Raw genomic sequence first — 17,343 nt, 5'->3', positions numbered from 1 at the left:
TACCTTCTTTAAGCAATGCATAAATTTCCCCACGCTCATATAGCTTTAGGTGTTTAAAAGAACGTATAGGTGTGTTATAATCAGTATCATGAACCATAGTGAAAACCTCCTGTATGTTTGGATTTGACACCTATATCATACATGATTTTCACTATGGTTTTAATATTTTTTATCTGTAGCATTTAATTTTACAATGAACCATTTTTAATAAATTAATTTAAGTAGTTGCTTTTTAAATAAACATAAGTTATAATGAGTTTGTTGCTGTTTAAAGGGGTATAGCTCAATTGGTAGAGTAGCGGTCTCCAAAACCGTTGGTTGTGGGTTCGATTCCTACTGCCCCTGCCATAATAGTCGGTAAGAAAATTTTACCGACTATATATTTGCAAATATTTTGCAAATATAAGGCAATAAAACGATCATATATTAATAAAAGATCATATATTAATAAAACATATTATTGACAAGTTTTATAATATCATGTTAAAATGTTTTTTGTTAAAGGGGTATAGCTCAATTGGTAGAGTAGCGGTCTCCAAAACCGTTGGTTGTGGGTTCGATTCCTACTGCCCCTGCCATAATAGAGTTGAGGAAGACAGTATTAGTTGTCTTCCTCTATTTTTTTATATCTTTTGAAAATTAAAATGTTTATGAAAGGAAATCAAATGAAAAAGATATTTTTAAAATTATTATATATGATTTTTATTATATCTATTTTTATTCACAGTAATAGTCTTTATGTTAATGCTGAAACTTTTGAAATAAGCAAGGAGAAAAACTTGAATTTTAAAAGGATTACTAGTGAAGATGGTTTATCTCAAACAACTGTTGAATATATGTTTCAAGATAGCAGAGGTTATATATGGATAGGTACAGATGACGGGCTAAATCGATATAATGGAAGTGAATTTAAAGTATATAAGTATAGGGAAGACTCTCCTGACAGTATTACTGGAAATTATATTATAGGAATTGCAGAAGATAATGATAATAATATATGGGTTGCTACAACAGTTGGATTAAATAAGATAGATCCAAAAACAGATGAAGTAAAGACCTATGTTTCAGGGGAAGATGGATGTAATTTATCAAATAATAATATTACCGAGTTATTAATTGATTCACTAGGTGATTTATACGTAGCTACTGCGGATGGTCTTAATAAATATAATAAGGAAACTGATAATTTTGAAAGGTTATACTATTCTGAGAAAGAAGATATACTATCTAGCCAAGTAATTTATTCAATAGTAGAAGATGTTTATGGTAATTATTGGATAGGAACTATAAATGGATTAAATAAAGTTATTAAGGAAACAAATGAAATAATAAAATATTATTCTGATGGAAGGAAAAATTGCATAAGTGATAATTTTATTTATGACTTATATGCTGATGACCAAGGATATTTGTGGGTAGGCACAGGAAATAATGGGTTAAATAAAATAAATATAAAGTCAAATGAAATAATTCAATATTTATATGATCCTAATAATAATAAATCCTTAGCAGGTAAGGAAGTAAGATCTATATTGAGGGATAGCAGGGGAATTCTTTGGATAGCAACTAATAATGGTTTATGTAGATTGGATGAAGAAAGAAATGAATTTCTTACATTTAAATCAAAGATATATGATTTGCAGAGCATTATAAGTGATGATGTACTTAGTTTAATGGAAGATTCATCAGGAACTATTTGGGTAGGAACCAGCAAGGGAATAAGTATGTTTAATCCAGAAAATTCCTTTTATAATTATAGAAATGATCCCTTTGATGAGAATTCAATAAGTGAAAATTTTATTTATGGTATTTATGAGGATAAAGATGGCTATTTATGGGTAGGAACAAGGCGAGAAGGCTTAAATATAATTGATAGAAAAAATGGAAATATAAAAAGAATAAAGTACGAAGGAATTGCTTACTATAGAGATATAATCAATACCATTCCTAGTAATAATATTAGAGATATTACAGGAATAGATAATGAGATATGGATAGCTACAGAAAAAGGTTTAAGTAAATATGATAAAAATACTAAAGAATTTACCAATTATTTTAGTGATCCTAATGATAGTAATAGTTTGATATCAGATGATGTTAAGTCCCTTTATTTAGATGATAAGGGTCTATTATGGATTGGTACTGATTTAGGAGTTTGTACTTTTGATAGAAAGGAAAGTTTTACAAATATTAGTGAAGTCTTTGAAGATAATAATATAAATGCAAGCTGGGTGTTTGATATCATTAAAGATAAAGATGGAGTAATGTGGTTTGCATGCGGCTTTAACAATGGTCTTATTTCTTTTAATACAAAAACTAAGGAAATGAATAACTATAAAAATATTGAAAATGATGCTTCAAGTTTAAGTTTTAATACAGTAAATACCCTTGCAATTGATAGTAAAAATAATCTTTGGGTAGGAACTCGTTATGGATTAAATAAATTTAATAAAGAAAGTGAAACTTCGAGAGATATACTGAAAAAGAAGGATTATCTAACAATTTTATAAATGGTATTTTGGTAGATAATGAAGACAACTTGTGGATAAGTACAAATTATGGATTATCTAAGTTTGAAGTTGATAAAGAGCAATTTGTAAATTTTACTGTTAATGATGGTTTACAAGGAAATGAATATAATATATTTTCTAATTATAAAAGTCCAAGGGGAGAAATGTTCTTTGGAGGAATAAATGGTTTTACATATTTTTATCCCCAAAACATAATAAAGAATGGATTTTCAGATCGAGTTGTAATTGATAGCATTTACAATAATGATAATGAAATTAAAGATATCTCTAATATTTATTTAGATTATAAGCATAATCAAATACAATTTAAATTTTTTCTTCCTTATTATTTAAATACTAAAAATATAGAATATGCTTATAAATTAGAGGGTGTTGATGAGGACTGGGTATTTTCAGGAAATAGAAATTATGCAAATTATACTAATTTAGATTCTGGAAATTATGAATTCAAAGTTATTGCTAAGAGTTCAAATGGGGAGTGGAGTAATCCAACAAGTGTTAAATTTACAGTTGGTCTAAAACCATGGAAAACTCCTTTGGCTTATTTAATATATTCATTAACTATAATAATAATAATTTACATAATATATGACAGGGTAAAGATATTAAACATCATAATAGAACAAAGAACAACCGAATTAAATAAGAAATTAAAGGAAAATGAAGAGTTGTATAATGAGTTAATTAAGAATGAAAGATACAAAAATAATTATTTTATTAATTTATCTCATGAACTTAGAACTCCATTAAATATTATAAAATCAGCTCAACAGCTTATATCAAGTCTTAATGATAGTGCTCAGGGAATAGAAAGAAAACAACTTGCAAAATACATGGATACAATCAAAAGAAACTCTGATAGACTTCTTATATTAATTAATAATATTATTGATACCTCTAAAATAGAGTCAGGTTCTTATGTCCTTAATATAGAAAAACATAATATTATATACCATATAGAAGAAGTGGTGTTATCTATGAAGGATTATATTGAATCAAAGGGTATAGAGCTTATTATAGATCCAGAGGTAGAAGAAAAAATAATTGAATGTGATGCAATGGAAATAGAAAGGTGTATTATAAATTTAATAGGAAATGCTGTTAAATTTACTCCTAAAGGAGGAAGAATAGAGGTTAGAATGTATGATTTAGGTAGTCAGGTAAAAATTTCTATTAAAGACACAGGAATAGGAATAGATAAGAAATATCAAGAAAAAATATTTGATAGGTTTGGGCAAGCATATAATAACAATAAATCAGAAGAATATGGTGGAAGTGGTTTAGGATTAACCCTTACTAAACAATTAGTATCCCTTCATAATGGAAGAATAGAAGTAAATAGTGAACCTGGGGTAGGAAGCGAATTTATAATTACCCTTCCGACTAAACAAAGTTAAATATAATAACATAATGTTGACAGCATATTATTTAAATGTTATGATATAGGCGAATATCCAGTATAAGTCGTTGTAAAAAATATCCAATATCTAAATTAAGATTTCTATTTTATCTTGATTTAGGTATTTTATTTTTCTAAGCAAGGGGAATGAGTTAATGATTGTAGAAAAGATATTAAACAACAATGTTGTTGTTTCAATTGATCCAAAAACTAAAAAAGAAGTCATACTCATGGGTTCAGGAATTGCTTTTAAAAGAAAAGTCGGACAAGAAATTGAAGAAGATAAAATAGAAAAAGTATTTGTTGTAGATGATAAAAGAATGGGGAATAAGTTGAAAAAATTAATTAATGAAATCCCGGATGGGGTTTTTGAACTTGCCCACGAAATTATCAGCTATGCATCTAAGGAATTAAATAGAAAATTAGATAAGCAAATATATATTTCCCTTTCTGACCATATGGCTTTTGCTATTAAAAGATATAAAAATAAAGTTGAAATAAAAAATGACTTATTAGATGAAATAAGAAGGATTCATAAAGAAGAATATAAAGTAGCTTTATGGGCATTAAAATACATTAATAGCAAATTAAAAATAAATCTTCCAGAGGATGAAGCTGGATTTATTGCATTGCACTTTGTTAATGCAAGCTATCAGGAAACATCAAAGGAATCAATATTAGCAACCAATATAGTAAAAGGTATATTAAATATTATAAGATATTATTATTCTGTAGAGTTTGATGAAGAAGACATAAATTATGATAGACTGCTAACTCATTTGAAGTATTTTGCTAAAAGAGTGGTTACTAATAGCCAAAATTGTGATAATAATAATGAGTTTCTAGAATTAGCATCTAAAAGTTATTCCGAAGCATTCAATTGTGCATTGAAAATAAAGCATTTTATAGAAAATAATTATAACTATAAAGTTAATGATGATGAAATTGTATATTTAACTATGCACATACACAGAGTTATTTCAGTAATAAGGAATAAAGATAACGATAACAGTTAATATATGTAAAAAATAGTTAAAAGTGTATACGATAATTTTGCTTGATTCACAGTTCACGGCACTTTGTTGGGAACTGTGAATTTTTAGATATGGAATAATTACATAAAATAAATTGATTAAAGTAACTCTTTAGGAGGAAGAATATGGAGAGTTTAAAGAATTTTTTTGGTATCTTGCAGCGAATTGGTAAATCTTTGATGCTTCCAATAGCCCTTTTACCAGCTGCAGGTATATTAATGGGAATTGGAACAGTATTTGAAAATCCAGATATAATAGCAAGATTTCCTATAATAGCTAATGAAAATATTCAAATAATCGCCAATATTATGTCATCATCAGGAGAAATAATTTTTGGGAATTTATCTTTATTATTTGCAGTAGGTGTTGCAATAGGCATGTCTAGTGGAGATGGAGTTGCGGCTTTAGCTGCAATAGTAGCTTTTCAAACAATGAATATGACTGCAGGGATTGCCCTTGGAATTAATCAAAGTACAATTGCTAATAATCCATTATTCACAACAATTTTAGGGGTACCAACAATACAAACTGGGGTATTCGGAGGAATATTAATAGGTCTTATTTCTGGGAAAGTATATAAAAAATTTTATGATACAAGATTGCCTGAATTTTTAGGTTTCTTTTCAGGAAAGAGATTAGTTCCAATAATTTCTGCAATTATGGGAGTGCTTTTTGGTCTATTAGTAGCTATAATATGGCCCCCAATACAAAACAGAATCTTAGATTTTACAACTACAGTAATAACTACTAACAGTTCTGTAGCAGCTTTTATATTTGGTCTTGTAGAAAGAGCATTAATTCCTTTTGGTCTTCACCATATATGGTATACTCCTTTCTGGTATCATTTTGGAGAATACTTAAGTTCCTCAGGAGAGCTTATAATTGGTGATCAGCAAATATTTTTTGCACAGCTAAGGGATGGTGTTGAATTTACTGCTGGAACTTTTATGACAGGAAAATATCCTTTTATGATGTTTGGATTACCAGCTTCAGCCTTAGCAATGTATCACGAAGCATACGATGAAAATAAGAAAAAAGTAATGGGGATTTTTTTCTCTGCAGCTCTTACTTCATTTTTAACAGGAATCACTGAGCCTGTAGAGTTTATGTTTTTATTTGTAGCACCAGCATTATTTGCTATACATTGTGTTTTTGCAGGTCTATCCTTTATGATAATGGATATTCTTAATGTAAGAATAGGCTTAACTTTTTCAGGAGGATTAATAGATTTTATTTTATTTGGCATTCTTCCAAATAGAACAAAATGGTGGCTAGCCATATTTGTTGGATTGATATTTGCTGTTATATATTACTTTGGGTTTAGATATATAATAAGAAAATTAGATTTAAAAATTGCAGGAAGAGAGAGGGAAGAGGAACAGCTTGAATTAGAGTTGGCTGATGGTGAACTAGCAAAAGAAGTGTTAGAAGCTCTAGGTGGAAAGAAAAATGTAAAATATTTAGATGCTTGTATTACAAGAATAAGAATTACTGTATATGAAATAAATTTAGTGGACAAAGAAAAGTTAAAATATGCAGTGGGTTCAGAATTAATGATAATAGGAAATAATATTCAAGCAATATTTGGAACAAATTCAGATATATTAAAGGAGCAGATACAAGCTTTAATTGAAGGTAGGGAAATAGAAATTAAAAAGAAAAAAAAGTTAGCACCTTTAAAAGCAGGAATAAAGACAGATAATCTTGTTATGATACCTGTTAGTGGAAAACTTTTAAGGATAGAAGAAGTTCCTGATGAAATATTTTCAATGAAGCTTATCGGAGATGGCTTTGCAATAGATCCAGTTGATAATATGTTATTATCACCAATTGATGGGAAAATAACTAATATTTCTAAGAATAATCATACTATAAATATTGAGGGCGATAATTGTGAGATATTTATACATATAGGTATTGATAGTATGAAATTATATGGAGATGGATTTAATAGGTTAGTTGAAGAAGGTGAGTTGGTAAAACAAGGAGATGCATTAATTGAATTTTCTATAGAAAAAATAAAAGAAAATGCTAAATCTCCAATAATAGTTATAATCTTTAAGAAAATAGATCAGGATAAGTTTGTTTATTTCAAGGAAGGCATAGAAGTAATGGCTGGAGAAGTGGATAAAGTTCAAATTCATGAAAATACTATATAATAAAGCCTTTAAAATTCATTAAGCCTTTCTAAGGTATAGAAAATTTGTATAAGGTTAAAATAATATTGTAAAACCAATGAGCCAAGGGAGGAATGAATAATGGATAAACTTTCAGTTCCTACTAAGAAAAAAAGACTTAAAGTATTTAATAATGAAGTGGCCAGTGAGTTAGGAGTTTCATTGAAAAAAGCAAAATTAAGAAAAGTTCCTAATAACTCAACTGAAAGCTAAAAGAATTTAGTATTTACTCCTGTAAATGGCGAAATGGTTAATGAAAGGTGGAACAATATAAAGATTCTATAAAATAACCACTGATATCTAGTTTGCAAGAATCTATTTAGCTAAAGGACAGGATAATATAGAGCCCTGAAAATATTGTTCGCCCTTCACTAAAAGGGAAGTCCCTAGAAATAAAATAATTTTATTTCTAGGGACTTCTTTATGTTTAAATTTGCGAATATATATCTTTGATATAAATATGGGAATTGGAGAGTTAAATATAAAGAATTAATTTTATGTAGATGAATTTACCTATATTCTTATTTTGTAATTAACCTTAATATTGTGAATATAAGAAGGAAATGATAAAATAAGAACTAAGGTTCGCATGAATTATTAAAATTAAGGTGATGCTATGAAAAAGGTAAGAATATTACAAGCTGGAGATTTACATTTTGATACTCCTTTTAAAGAATTAAATAAGAAACTATCACTAATAAGCAAGGAGGAGCTTTTAGAAGTTTTTAAGAAGATTATTGATTTATGTATAGATAATTCTGTTGATATTTTTTTATTAACTGGGGATATTTTTGATAATTTAACTGTAGATAAAAAAACATTAATATATATAAAAAAGGAACTTGAAAGAATTCAAAATATTAGAGTGTTTATTTCTCCTGGGAATCATGATCCCTATAATGATAAATCCTTTTATAAACTTATTGATTGGCCTAAAAATGTTTATATTTTTAAGACAGAAGAAATAGAAAAGGTAATTATAGAGGATTTAAAAGTAGTCATTTGGGGAGCGGCATTTAATAATAACTATGTAAGGAAAAGCTTATTAAAAAATATTATTATTAATGATGACTATATAAATATTATGACTATTCATGCTGATATATCAAATAGTGATGAAGGAAATGAATATAATCCAATTACTTTAAAGGATATTGCTAATAGCAAGTTAGATTATCTTGCAATAGGTCATAGGCATAATTTTAGCGGTCTTCAAAAAGAAAAAAATACATATTATGCTTATGCTGGATGTCCTCAAGGGAGAGGTTTTGATGAAACAGGAGATAAGGGAGTTATTATAGCTGATATTTCAAAAGGAATAGTAGATTTAAGTTTTAAAAGAAGTTCAAAAAGAAATTATTATGTTCTTGAAATTGATATAAGTAATTCTATGACTTATGAAGAAATTAAAGCGAAAATATTAAATGAAATAAAAGAAGAAGATAGAAAAGTTAACTTTTATAAAATCGTCCTAAAGGGGGAAGTTGAAGCTTTTATAAATTTAAATGAGAATGTGATTTTAGAAAAAATTAGAGAACATTTTTATTATGTTAAAGTTATAGATAAAACTGAAGTAAAATTAGACTTTGATAAAATAGCAGAAGATTATTCAATTAAGGGAGTGTATGCAAGAAAATTATTAGAAATGTCAAAGAATAAAGAGTTAGATCAGGAATTAATTAAAATGGCTTTGAAGATAGGTATTCAATCTTTATCAAGCGGGGAGGTGAATTTAGATGATTATTGATAAGGTAAATATTATTGCTTTTGCAGGTGTTAAAAATAAAGTAATAGAGTTTAAGGAAGGAATAAATCTAATATATGGGGAAAATGAAAAAGGAAAGAGTACCATACAAAATTTTATAAGGGTTTGGTTATATGGTATGAATAGCAAGAGAAGTAAAGATATAAAAAATAATGATAGATTAAGATTTATGCCTGTAGATGGAGATAGCATTAGAGGAGAACTTTACATTATTCATAATGGTAGAAAATATATAATAATTAGAACCTTTGGAAAGACGAAAAAGGATGATAGATCTCAAATAATAGATGCTGAAACAGGAGAAGAAATTTTAGATATTCCTAAAAATGATCCCGGGAAATATTTTTTAAATGTAAATTCTTCAACCTTTAATAAAACTTTATTTATCAGCCAGTTAGGAGTGGCAATAACTAAGGATAAAGAAGAAGAAATAATAGATAAAGCGGCAAACCTTTTAGCTTCTGAGGAAGAAAATATATCGGTAGAAAAGGCTTTTGAAAAATTAGAATCTATAAAAAAGAAGATAAGCACTACAAGAAAAACAGGAAAGTTAGATTTATTAAGGGAAAAATATAATGCTTTAGTAGAAGAAAGATTTGAAGCATATAGATTAGCAGAAAATAATTTGGAAGAAGAGCAGGCTTTAATTATTTTAAAAGAAAATCGGACTAATTTAAGAGAAGAGATTAAAAATTTAAATATATATAAAAGGTATTTAAAAAAAATTAAGCTTCAAAAGGAATATGAGGAAATTACTGAATATTTAAAGAAAAAAGAGGAACTAAAAAAGAAGGAAAAATTTATTGAAAGTACTTTATCATCTAAAAATGGATTAATTGATGAAAATCTTTTAAATGATATAAAAGAAGAGAATTCTTTATATTTCAGTATTCTTGATATGAAAAATGAAAGTGAAAGAAATTTGTCTTCTAAGATAGAGATATATAATAATAAAAAAATAGAAAATAAAGATCTTCTTTTTTTAGAGAATATATCTAATAATGAAAAAAATGACTTTATAAAAAAAGTAATGGAGCAGGAAAGTATTAAAGAAAAAATAGATAATTATAATAACTTAAATAGAGAACTTGAAAAGCTTCATAAAGAGATAAAAATAAGAAAAGAAAAATTGGGTGATGCTATTAATTTTGAAGATAAAGTAGAAGAGATTAAATATCTTTTAAAAAGATATGAAGAAAAACTGAAAGAACTTAAATTTAATATAGAAAATAATAAGGTAAAAGAAGAAAGCAAAAGTATAGTTAATATTAAAAAATATAATAAAATAATAAGTATTTTTTTATTTTTAATTCTAATAACTACAATAATAATTAAATTAAATATATATTTTTCAGCAGTTATTGGAATAGCTTTTATTTTTAGTTTGTTATTATCATTTAATAATAATAAATTTATAGAAAATAATGATGGAATAATAAAAATGCTACAGGAAGAAATAAAAGAAATAGAGAAGGAAATTTATAATTATACAAAATTTGTAAAGGCAAGCAATTATGAAGAATTTATAAGAAAACTAAAGCATTATGAGGAATTTGTTTTATTTGAAGAAAAACAAAAAATAAGAATATCAGAAAAAAATAATCAGATTTCTCTGTTAAATATAGGAAAGCTCAAAGAAAGTTATGATAAGAATCAAAAGAATATAGATAATATTTTAAAATTATCAAATACAAATGATATTAATGAAGTAATATATAAAATATCAAAATATGATGAACTAAATAAAGAACTTCTTTCTTTAGAAATAGAAATTGAAAAAGAAGAAAAGTCAATAGAAAATTTAGAAAAGGAACTAAATATAAGAGAAAAAAGAATAAGGGAAAAACTTACTTTTATAGGACTAGAAAGTATGGATCTATATGAGCTTGAAGAAAAGTTAATTGAATTAAGAGATAAAATAAAAGAAAGAGAAGAAATAATTAGGGGATTAAAAAGTGTAGAAGAAACTTATGCTGCATTAACAAGGGGTAAGGACATAGATGCTATAAAGGAAGAAGTTAAAGAAATAATAAATAAAGATATAAAATATAATTATAGTTCAGAAGAAGAAATAGATATTAAAATTACAGAAAAATCAAATGAATTAATAGAATTAGAAAAATCTATTAAAGATATTGAGAATAAATTAGAAAATAGATATCTTGGAAAACGTACTATAGCAGAAATCGAAGAAGAAATAGAAGAAGTAAAAGAAAATATAAAGAATCTTGAAATCAAAATGCAGTCAATAGAACTTTCAATAGAGGTTATGAAGGATGCTTTAAGGGAAGTAAGAGGAAATTTTACTAATATATTAAATTCTAATGTTATGAACTATTATAATAATTTGACTAATGGCGAATATAATGAAGTTATGGTTTCAGATAATTATGAAATGAAAGTTAGGCAGAAAAATGATGTATTAAGCGCTGGAATTTTAAGTAATGGTGCTAATGATCAGCTTTATTTGTCCTTAAGGCTTGCTTTTATAAAAATGATATATAAAAATTCTGAATATCCAATAATTTTAGATGATGCCTTTGTTCAATATGATGATATTAGACTTGAAAAAGCATTAAAATTGCTATCGGAAATAGATATGCATCAGATTATCATATTTACTTGTCAAAAAAGAGAAAGAGAAATATTAAAAAATATAAATGAAAAATTAAATTATATTTGCTTATAGCATTGACAATAATAGTATAAGAGTATAAAATTAAACAGTAAAAAATGCAAATCATTTGCAAAAAGAGGTGGGTTAATGAGAAGAAATATATCAATTTTAGCTCTTATACTAGGAGTTTTTTTAGTATTTACAGGATGTAGTAATAAGGATAAAGAAAATATAAGTGAAAATATTAATAATAAAATAAAAATAGGGGTAACAATATATCCCTTAAAGGATTTTGCAGAAATTATAGGTGGAGATAAAGTGGAAGTATTTTCTATAATTCCTGATGGAACTGATGCCCATAGCTTTGATCCAAAGCCAACAGATCTAAAAAATCTAACCAATTCAGATGTTTTTATTTATAATGGTTTAGGAATGGAAGAATGGATAGATTCAATTTTAAAAAGCTTGGAAGGAACTGACGTTAAAATAGTAGAAGCAGCAACTGGTATAGAACCATTAAAAACTGCAAAAGAGGAAGTTGCTCATGAACATGAAGAAGATAATCATGGACTTTATGATCCTCATATTTGGTTAAGTTTAATAGATGCAGCAAAGGAAGCAGAGAATATTAAAAATGCATTAGTTGAAATTGATTCAGAAAATAAAGATTATTATGAAGCAAATTATGAAGAGCTGCTTTTAGAAATGAATGCTTTAAAAGATACTTATATTGAAAAATTTGAGAATATAGAAAATAAAAATTTAGTAACTGGACACGCTGCCTTTGCTTATATTGCAAGAGACTTTGGATTAACACAAAATAGTATATCTAATGTTTATGGTGAGGGAGAATTAACTCCTAAAGATTTAGAAAAACTTATAGATTATTGTAAAGAAAACAAGATTAAAGTTATATTTAGCGAAAGCACTGCTAGTGCTGAGGCTTCAGAAACTCTTGCAAATGCAGTTGGAGCAACTATTGAAAAGATATATAGTCTTGAAACAAAGGAAGATGATTTAGATTATCTTCAGGCTATGAAATATAATTTAGAAACAATATATAAAGCATTATTAAAATAGATAATTAGCTATAATTTTGATAAGGGTAAATTATATATGAAAAGGGAGCTGCACTTTAATATTATAGGCAGCTTCTTTTTATTATAATTTTTATTATAATATGATATATTTTAATATTATAAAAAAACATAATATGTGAAAATTTCATTTTTATGGATTAATTATAATTAGCTTTGATATAATAATAAAATAATTAAGATTAATTTAATAGGTTAATAAGAACTAAATTTTTTGGATTTAATAAAAGGTGGTGTTTTTTTGAGTAATGCATTAACTTACTATAATAATCAAATAGATAATAAAAATAAAAAATTAAAAAAATTAAACAAAATAATATTACAGCTTTCAGTATTAAGATTAATAATATTTATTTTAGGTATTTTATCGGCCTTTTATTTTTATAAGAATGAAAATATTTTGGCTGTAGTTTTTGCATTAACGTTTTTTCTTCTTTTATTTATAATTGTGGCTTATTTTCATAATGAAAAGATTATTGATAAAGAGGAGACTTTAATATATCTAGAAATAAATAAAAAAGGTGTTTCAAGAATAGAGGGAAACTTTAAGGATTTTAAGGATAATGGAGAAGAATTTTTAGATGAAAAACATGCTTTTATTAATGATTTAGATGTTTTTGGCAGAAATTCTTTATTTCAAATGATAAATTCTACAAGGACTAAATTTGGAAGGCAAAAGTTATCAGAAATATTAATGTTAAAAAATCTTCCTACAAAAGAAGATATATTAGAGAGACAAGAAGCCGTTGAAGAGCTTTCTAAGAAAATTGAATGGAGACAAAGATTAGAAGTAAAATCTGCCATTAAAAATAGTGCTAATAAAAGTATAGAAGACTTATTAGCTTGGGCAAATAGTGAAGTAAAGCTAAGAAGCTCATTAAAGATAGTTCCATACTTTTTTGTTAGCATAACTTTTGTGCTTATAATTTTAACTATTTTAAAAGTAGTGCCTTTTGCTTATCTGCTTCTGAATTTAATTATTAATTACGCTGTGGTAAAAAGTTTAACTAAGGATTTGCAGGAAGTAATTTTGCTTTTTGATAATCACAAAAAAGATATAGAAGCATATACAAATCTTTTAGAATTAATAGAAAAAGAAAATTTTAAAAGTAAACTATTATTGAGATTAAAGGACAAATTAACTAATGATACTAAAAAAAGTACTTATAATGAAATGAAAACCCTTAAAAATTTAGTAGATTGGTTAGGAGACAGTTATAAAAATGCTTACTATTTAATATTAAATGTATTGTTTTTTATAGATGCTTTTATTTTAAGGAATATTGAAAATTGGAAAAAAGAAAATGGTAAATATTTTGAAGAATGGTTGAATGCAATGGGAGAAATTGAAGCCCTTTGCAGCATTTCTAATATTTCCTTTGATTTTGAAAAATGGACTTATCCAGAAATAAGTGAAGGTAAAGAAGTAGAAGGAATTGAAATTGCTCATCCAATCTTAGGAAGTAAAGCAGTTTCAAATAGCTTTAGGTTAAATAATAATTTAAAAGTTGCTTTAATTACAGGTTCAAATATGTCCGGTAAAAGTACATTTTTAAGAACTGTAGGTTTAAATTTATTATTAAGCTATATTGGAGCAAAAACTTATAGCAAAAGTTTTAGATCTGGAATATTTAATATTTACACTTGTATGAGGACCTCAGATAATTTAGAGGAAAGTATATCTTCTTTCTATGCGGAAATTTTACGAATAAAAATATTGATAGATGCAGCTAAGAGAGGGGAAAGAGTATTTTTTCTTTTAGATGAAATTTTTAAAGGTACAAATTCAAAAGATAGGCATGAAGGAGCAAGGGTATTAATAAATCAATTAGTAGAAAATGGCTCCATAGGTTTAGTTTCAACTCATGATTTAGAATTATGTGACTTAGAAGAAACTAAAGATTGGATAAAGAATTACAATTTTCAAGAGTATTATAAAGATGATAAAATACATTTTGATTATAAACTAAGAGAGGGAAGAAGTAAGACCCAAAATGCTGTCCATCTTATGAAATTAGCAGGAATAAATTTTAAGGAGTTTTAAAACTCCTTTTATTTTGCTAATAAGTTTAATAAATATTTAATAAAATGAAATAAAAAAATAAAATGATTGTAGTATATTGTCAAATAGGATATCAATTATGCTATAATAATTTCATATTAAAGGAAATATATATAAGAAATTAGGTGAGATAATGGAACGAGGGTATAAGGATAAATATAATAATATATTTGATAAAAACGATAAGGACATTAATGTACTTGGAGTAATTTCTATTATTAAAGTAATAACGATATTTTTAATCTGCTTAGGAGTTTTAAAAAATATTGTAGAAAAAATGGAGTTATCTAGTAAAACTTTTCTATATGGAATGAGTCAAATATATTCAATAATGCTTCCTTTATTTTTTCTTATTGGTTATATTTTATGGAAATATATCTTAATTTATATGTATAAATTAAAAATGTCAAAAGGAATAGATATATCAGCAGATGTAATCTATATAGTTATAGTAACAGTCTTAATATTAGTAACAAATTCCTATGAAAGCCAATATAAGTTTTTATATATGTTTAATATTATTTCAGCAACAATAAGATTTGGTAAAAACTATGGTTTAACAATTGCCTGGGTAACTTCGATAATAATAAGTTTAATAGATTTATTTTTTAGAAGGGATTTAACAATAAATATATATTTTCAAAATGATTTAATTATGGGGGCAGGTTTTGTTCTTATTGCTTGGATATTAGGGGAATATGTAAAATCAGAAAATAAACAAAGAGAGGAACTTAAAGAGGAGTTAAGAAGAGCAACAAAAAAGCATCATTACTTTGAAGAAATATTATTAAATAATGAGGCGTGTTATGATTTATTAATAGAAAATTCTCAAGAAGCTATATTTATTCATAATGAGGAAAGGGTATTATATGCTAATGAACATGCTTTAAAATTATTTAGAGTAAAATCTTTATCTGATTTAAATACAACACAACTTAATCATGAAGAAAATAAATTAATATTAATATATAGTGAAAGATATTCAGAGATATATTCTAAAATACATAATAACAAGTTATCTCAGGTTTCATTTGAAGATAAGTTTTTAGACAAAGATGGAAATGAATTGATTTTTTTAAGTACATCAGCGCTTTGTTCGTATGAAAAGAAACAAGCAATTTTAACGATCACAAGAGATATAACTCCTAAAAGAGAGGTTCAAAAACTAAGGAAAGATGTAGAAAATAATATAAGACTATTAGAGGAAATGAGAGAATATAATAAGTATATTACAGAATTTTTTTCAAATATATCTCATGAATTAAAAACTCCATTAAATATTATATCTTCCTCTACTCAGTTACTAAAATCTTATTATAAAAAAGATATTTCAGAAATAGAATTCAAAAAGATTAAATATATAGATAGTATTTATAATAATTGCAATAGATTAACAAGACTTATAAATAATTTATTAGATATTACAAAATTTGATTCTGGCTTTATTACTTTACAAAAGAGTAATAGAGATATTATAGGGGATGTTGAAAACATAGTAATGTCTATAATTCCATATGCTGAAAGTAAAGGTATTGAAGTAACATTTGATACAGATCTTGAAGTAAGAATAATGGCCTTTGATCAGGATAAGGTAGAGAGAATTATTTTGAATTTAATTTCAAATGCATTAAAGTTTACAAATAGAGGCGGCAATATATTTGTTAGTATAATGAATACTGAGAATCATGTTCTAATATCAGTAAAAGATACTGGAACTGGAATACCAGAGGATAAAAAAGATCTTATCTTTGAAAGATTTATGCAAGTAGATAAAACTTTAAGAAGAAACCATGAAGGGACAGGCATTGGGCTCTCAATAGTTAAATCTTTCGTTGAATTACATGGAGGTAAAATTGAAGTTATTAGTGAAATAAATAAGGGAAGTGAATTTATCATAACTTTACCTTTTTCTATAATTGATATAGATGAAGATGATTTAGTAAATGATAAGATTAGTAATAATATTGTGGAAAAGGTAAGCTTAGAATTATCTGATATATAAAGAAAAATTGTAGGGGAGAAAGAATATGTTTAAAGTACATTTTATAGAAATGTTTATAAGAGCAATTCCTGAGCAAACTTTATTGGTTATTGGTTCTTATATATTATCTAGAACAAAATTAAATGTTAAGAAAGCTTTATTATCTGGAATCATTATGGGAGTATCATTATATATTTTTAGATTACTCCCAGTACAATTTGGATTTCATACTTTATTTGGAATACTACTTTTAGCATTTTTAAATTATAAAGTAAATAAAATTAATCTCATTAAATCAATAGAAGTTTCATATTTAAATTATATACTACTGTTTGTATCAGAAGTAATTTTAGCATTAGTTTTACAGTTTATATTTAAAGTTGATTTAGTAAAAATTTTTGAGGACCCAATAATAAAAACTCTTTTAGGAATACCATCATTAATAATATTTATGGTTTTTGTTTACATTATTCATATATTTCAAAAGTTACATAATAGAAAATTATTTTAAATTTACATAAAAAATTTTAAAAGAAGATTGTAAGCAATCTTCTTTTCTTCGTGCGCCCGGCATGGGCGTAATCTTGTCGGTGAAAGTCCGATACGGGGGTTGATAGTGCCAACCGTTAGCCTAAGACAAGGGTGTCCACCGCGAGGTGGAATCTGAAGGAAGTCGGCGG

At 26.0% G+C, this 17,343-nt stretch carries 11 protein-coding genes and 2 tRNA genes; all 13 read left to right on the top strand.

The genetic code is table 11. The features are described 5' to 3' along the window. The first annotated feature begins 272 nt into the window (after positions 1–272). Positions 273–348 (top strand) — tRNA-Trp (locus KQI16_RS12235). A gap of 154 nt (positions 349–502) precedes the next feature. Further along, positions 503–578 (top strand) — tRNA-Trp (locus tag KQI16_RS12230). A 201-nt stretch (positions 579–779) separates the two neighbouring features. Further along, positions 780–2,510, top strand: a complete 1,731-nt coding sequence (locus KQI16_RS13150) for a ligand-binding sensor domain-containing protein (RefSeq protein ID WP_286173118.1) — start codon at positions 780–782, stop codon at positions 2,508–2,510. Positions 2,511–2,518: 8 nt separating this feature from the next. Continuing rightward, complete coding sequence (locus KQI16_RS13145; protein WP_286173116.1) at positions 2,519–3,928, top strand: ATP-binding protein; 1,410 nt, start codon at positions 2,519–2,521, stop codon at positions 3,926–3,928. A gap of 157 nt (positions 3,929–4,085) precedes the next feature. After that, positions 4,086–4,946, top strand: coding sequence for a BglG family transcription antiterminator LicT (gene licT / locus KQI16_RS12220; RefSeq protein WP_216434809.1), 861 nt, complete (start codon positions 4,086–4,088; stop codon positions 4,944–4,946). A gap of 143 nt (positions 4,947–5,089) precedes the next feature. Beyond that, positions 5,090–7,123 (top strand): glucose-specific PTS transporter subunit IIBC, encoded by a 2,034-nt coding sequence (gene ptsG, locus KQI16_RS12215; protein ID WP_216434807.1) that lies wholly within the window; start codon positions 5,090–5,092, stop codon positions 7,121–7,123. 99 nt (positions 7,124–7,222) lie between these two features. After that, a complete protein-coding gene (locus KQI16_RS12210; RefSeq protein ID WP_216434805.1) occupies positions 7,223–7,354 on the top strand; it encodes a small, acid-soluble spore protein, alpha/beta type in 132 nt (43 codons plus the stop codon). A gap of 403 nt (positions 7,355–7,757) precedes the next feature. Further along, positions 7,758–8,888 (top strand): metallophosphoesterase family protein, encoded by a 1,131-nt coding sequence (locus tag KQI16_RS12205; protein ID WP_216434803.1) that lies wholly within the window; start codon positions 7,758–7,760, stop codon positions 8,886–8,888. Further along, entirely contained in the window at positions 8,878–11,595 is a 2,718-nt protein-coding gene (locus tag KQI16_RS12200; RefSeq protein WP_216434801.1) for an AAA family ATPase, read from the top strand. Before KQI16_RS12205 ends, KQI16_RS12200 begins: the two co-directional genes overlap by 11 nt. Positions 11,596–11,670: 75 nt before the next feature. Next, entirely contained in the window at positions 11,671–12,603 is a 933-nt protein-coding gene (locus KQI16_RS12195) for a metal ABC transporter solute-binding protein, Zn/Mn family (RefSeq protein ID WP_216434799.1), read from the top strand. A 258-nt stretch (positions 12,604–12,861) separates the two neighbouring features. Continuing rightward, positions 12,862–14,664: a MutS-related protein gene (locus KQI16_RS12190; RefSeq protein WP_216434797.1), complete on the top strand. Its 1,803-nt coding sequence runs from the start codon at positions 12,862–12,864 to the stop codon at positions 14,662–14,664. Positions 14,665–14,815: 151 nt separating this feature from the next. Then, positions 14,816–16,684, top strand: a complete 1,869-nt coding sequence (locus KQI16_RS12185) for a PAS domain-containing sensor histidine kinase (RefSeq protein WP_216434795.1) — start codon at positions 14,816–14,818, stop codon at positions 16,682–16,684. 25 nt (positions 16,685–16,709) lie between these two features. Next, positions 16,710–17,174 (top strand): hypothetical protein, encoded by a 465-nt coding sequence (locus KQI16_RS12180; RefSeq protein WP_216434793.1) that lies wholly within the window; start codon positions 16,710–16,712, stop codon positions 17,172–17,174. Positions 17,175–17,343 lie beyond the last annotated feature (169 nt).

Origin of the sequence: Caproiciproducens sp. MSJ-32 (assembly GCF_018918055.1) — a bacterium.
GTDB lineage: Bacteria > Bacillota > Clostridia > Clostridiales > Clostridiaceae > Clostridium.
Note: the sequence above shows the minus strand (reverse complement) of the source record. Positions and strands in the feature narration are given on the sequence as shown.